2 protein-coding genes are annotated in these 3,800 nt (G+C 45.9%); both read left to right on the top strand.

Going from position 1 to position 3,800, the window contains the following annotated elements; genetic code table 11:
- The first annotated feature begins 268 nt into the window (after window positions 1-268).
- Window positions 269-2,905, top strand: coding sequence for a phosphoenolpyruvate carboxylase (gene ppc / locus AB6D80_RS18750; RefSeq protein WP_372189249.1), 2,637 nt, complete (start codon window positions 269-271; stop codon window positions 2,903-2,905).
- Between the two features lie 347 nt (window positions 2,906-3,252).
- Complete coding sequence (locus AB6D80_RS18745; RefSeq protein WP_009848889.1) at window positions 3,253-3,792, top strand: PadR family transcriptional regulator; 540 nt, start codon at window positions 3,253-3,255, stop codon at window positions 3,790-3,792.
- Window positions 3,793-3,800 lie beyond the last annotated feature (8 nt).

Raw genomic sequence — 3,800 nt, 5'->3', positions numbered from 1 at the left:
TTAGTAAGACTCGCTACACTGTGCGATCTAAACACCTTAAATGATAGGTGTTGACCCGAAAAGGTGGCTTTTATTCTGTTATCCCTGACACAGCCCGATCTTGTAATTAAATTTCACTTTTTCCCTAAGTTTTGAAAAATTTACTTCTCCCGCATTTTTAAACCTAATAATTGCAAACTTAGAATGCTTTATTTGACTAGATACAGCACTTTTCGCTAGATTGTGTACTTAACAAGGAACAATGGATGTAATTTTTTTACGAGGCAGGATGACAATGAACGAGAAATACGCCGCTCTCAAGAGTAACGTAAGCATGCTGGGACGCTTGCTAGGTAACACAATCCAAGATGCACATGGTGACGTTATCTTAGAGAAAGTGGAGACTATCCGTAAACTTTCCAAATCCGCCCGCGCAGGCAACAAAGCTGACCGTGACAGCCTAGTTGAAGAAATCAAAAACCTGCCGAACGAACAACTCACTCCTGTTGCTCGTGCATTTAACCAATTTCTCAACCTCACCAACATGGCAGAGCAATACCATACGATCTCTCGCCACTGTGAGGAGCATGTTTGTGAACCAGATGTGCTGCAATCTCTATTTTCCAAATTAAATCAGAATGACATCAGCAAGCTAGACGCTGCTCAAGCCGTTCGCGACCTGAACATTGAACTCGTTCTGACTGCACACCCAACAGAAATCACTCGTCGCACCATGATCAACAAGCTGGTTAAGATCAACGAGTGTCTGTCTAAATTAGAATTAAGCGACCTATCACACAAAGAGCGTGTGAAAACCGAACGCCGCTTAGAGCAACTTATTGCTCAAGGTTGGCACTCTGATGTGATTCGTCAGCAACGTCCTACTCCACTTGATGAAGCTAAGTGGGGCTTTGCAGTTGTCGAAAACTCACTTTGGGAAGCTGTGCCTGATTTCCTACGTGAAATGGATGGTCGATTAAAAGGTTACCTTGGTGAAGGCCTGCCAATTGATGCGCGCCCTGTTCATTTCTCATCTTGGATGGGTGGTGACCGCGATGGTAACCCATTCGTAACGCACACCATCACCAAAGAAGTACTGCGTCTGTCTCGCTGGAAAGCCGCAGATCTATACCTAGGTGACGTGAACGAGTTGATTACCGAACTGTCGATGACCAAGTGTAATGATGCCGTTCGTGAATTGGCTGGCGATGAGCACGAAGCTTACCGTGCAATCCTGAAGAGCCTACGTACTCTGCTCAACAACACGCTAGAAGTGCTTGATGCAAAACTGCACGACGCAGAAGTACCGAAGAAAGAAACTCTACAGAACATAGACCAACTTTGGACACCACTTTACGCATGTTACCAATCACTGCACGAATGTGGCATGGGCGTAATCGCGGACGGTTCTCTACTTGATACGCTACGCCGCCTAAAAGCATTCGGCGTGCATTTGGTTCGTCTCGATGTTCGTCAAGAAAGTACTCGTCACTCAGATGTGCTATCTGAATTGACTCGCTACCTAGGCATTGGTGATTACGACCAATGGAGCGAGCAAGATAAGGTTGCTTTCTTAACCAATGAATTAAGCTCAAAGCGCCCACTGTTACCACGCGACTGGGAACCATCTGAGCAGGTCAAAGAGGTTTTAGACACCTGTCAGGTCGTTGCTGCTCAACCTCGAGAAGCCTTTGGTGCTTACGTGATCTCTATGGCTCGTACTGCGTCGGATGTATTGGCTGTACATTTGCTTCTACAAGAATGTGGTTGCCCGTACCGCATGGACGTATGTCCATTGTTCGAAACGCTAGACGACTTGAACAACTCAGAAGCCGTAATGAAACAGCTAATGAGCATCGATTTATACCGTGGCTTTATCCAGAACCACCAAATGGTGATGATCGGATATTCTGACTCAGCTAAAGATGCCGGTGTAATGTCTGCAGGCTGGGCGCAATACGATGCAATGGACAAGCTAGTTAAGGCTTGTGAAGAAGAAGGCATTGAACTGACTCTATTCCACGGTCGTGGTGGTACGGTTGGTCGTGGTGGTGCGCCAGCGCACGCGGCTCTTCTTTCTCAGCCACCTAAAAGCTTGAAAGGCGGCTTACGTGTAACTGAACAAGGCGAAATGATCCGCTTTAAACTTGGCTTGCCAGATGTTGCAGTTAATAGCTTCAACCTATACGCAAGTGCGATTCTAGAAGCGAACCTTCTGCCACCACCAGAGCCAAAACAAGAATGGCGCGACCTAATGGAAGTGCTGTCTGAAGTATCTTGCGAAGCTTACCGCAACGTCGTTCGTGGTGAAGAGAAGTTTGTTCCTTACTTCCGCCAAGCGACGCCAGAGCTAGAGTTAGGCAAGTTACCTCTTGGTTCTCGTCCTGCGAAACGTAACCCGAACGGCGGCGTAGAAAGCCTACGTGCGATCCCATGGATCTTCTCATGGAGCCAAAACCGTTTGGTACTTCCTGCATGGTTAGGCGCTGGTGAAGCGATTCAATACTCTGTCGATCAAGGCCATCAAGCGCTACTTGAAGAGATGTGTCGTGAATGGCCATTCTTCTCGACTCGTCTAGGTATGTTGGAAATGGTGTACTCGAAGTGCAACATGGAAATCGCTAAGTACTACGATCAGCGACTTGTTGACGAAGAGCTATTACCTCTGGGTGAGTTACTGCGTGAACAGCTGCAAAAAGACATCAAAGCGGTGCTGAACGTAGAAAATAACGAGAACTTGATGCAAAGCGACCCTTGGGGACTTGAGTCAATTCGTCTACGTAACATCTATGTTGAGCCACTAAACATGCTTCAAGCGGAACTGCTTTACCGTACTCGTAAGTGCGAAACACCACCAGCAGAGCTAGAAGAAGCGCTAATGGTGACAATTGCAGGTATTGCAGCAGGTATGCGAAACACTGGTTAATTAGTGATTCCATCTACAAAAGAAACAAAAGGTCGCCATTGGCGACCTTTTTGTTTTGCCAAACGACCACTAGTGAGTATTTTGTCAGTTTTTTGGGTTATTTTGTCCATGTATTCTACTTTATGCTTATTATTTAGATATACTACTGCTCCGCTGCAGAAACACTCCAAAATAATAATCTGCGGCACTCGACCAATAAACTGGTCAACCTAGGTGATAAACGGCTTTGTAAGGTGACATAACCAACGATTGAGTTGGTGCTACTTGAACATAACCAATATAACGTGCCATAGAAGCACACTTGTTGTTCAAGTATTTGTTTACTGTTTACCATTTGGATTTCAGACATGTCATTACCACACGTAATTTTAACCGTTTTAAGTACACGCGATGCTACTGGTTACGATATCACAAAAGAATTCTCCGCAAGCATTGGTTACTTCTGGAAAGCTAGCCACCAACAAGTTTACCGCGAGCTAAATAAAATGGCTCAGAACGACCAGGTAACTTGCGTACTTGAGCCTCAAGAAGGCAAACCTGATCGTAAAGTTTACTCTATCACCGATGCTGGCCGTGGCGCGCTAGGTGAATGGTTTGAACAACCAACTGCACACCCAACAGTTCGTGACGAGTTCTCAGCTAAGTTAATCGCTTGTGCTGTACAACCTTCTGATGCGTACCGTGTACAACTTGCTGAACTAGTAGAAGAGTCTCGCAAACTGGTTTCTCACTACAAAGAAATCGAAGCGGCTTACTACGCAACCCCATCTACACTAGATAAGCAAGCACGCCTAGAGCGTCTAACGCTTCGTCGTAACCTACTGATCCGTGAAGCATGGATTGTATGGGCTGACGAAGTACTGCTTGAACTTGGCGCTCTTGCTTAAGTTAAGCT

The sequence above is a fragment of the Vibrio sp. 10N.247.310.17 genome, assembly GCF_041466605.1.
GTDB classification, from domain to species: Bacteria; Pseudomonadota; Gammaproteobacteria; order Enterobacterales; family Vibrionaceae; genus Vibrio; species Vibrio tasmaniensis_A.
Note: the sequence above shows the minus strand (reverse complement) of the source record. Positions and strands in the feature narration are given on the sequence as shown.

What these genes read in the sequence shown, in the direction of transcription:
- ppc (WP_372189249.1), top strand. Translation starts at nt 269, where the DNA reads ATGACAATGAACGAGAAATACGCCGCTCTCAAGAGTAACGTAAGCATG.
- AB6D80_RS18745 (WP_009848889.1), top strand. Translation starts at nt 3,253, where the DNA reads ATGTCATTACCACACGTAATTTTAACCGTTTTAAGTACACGCGATGCT.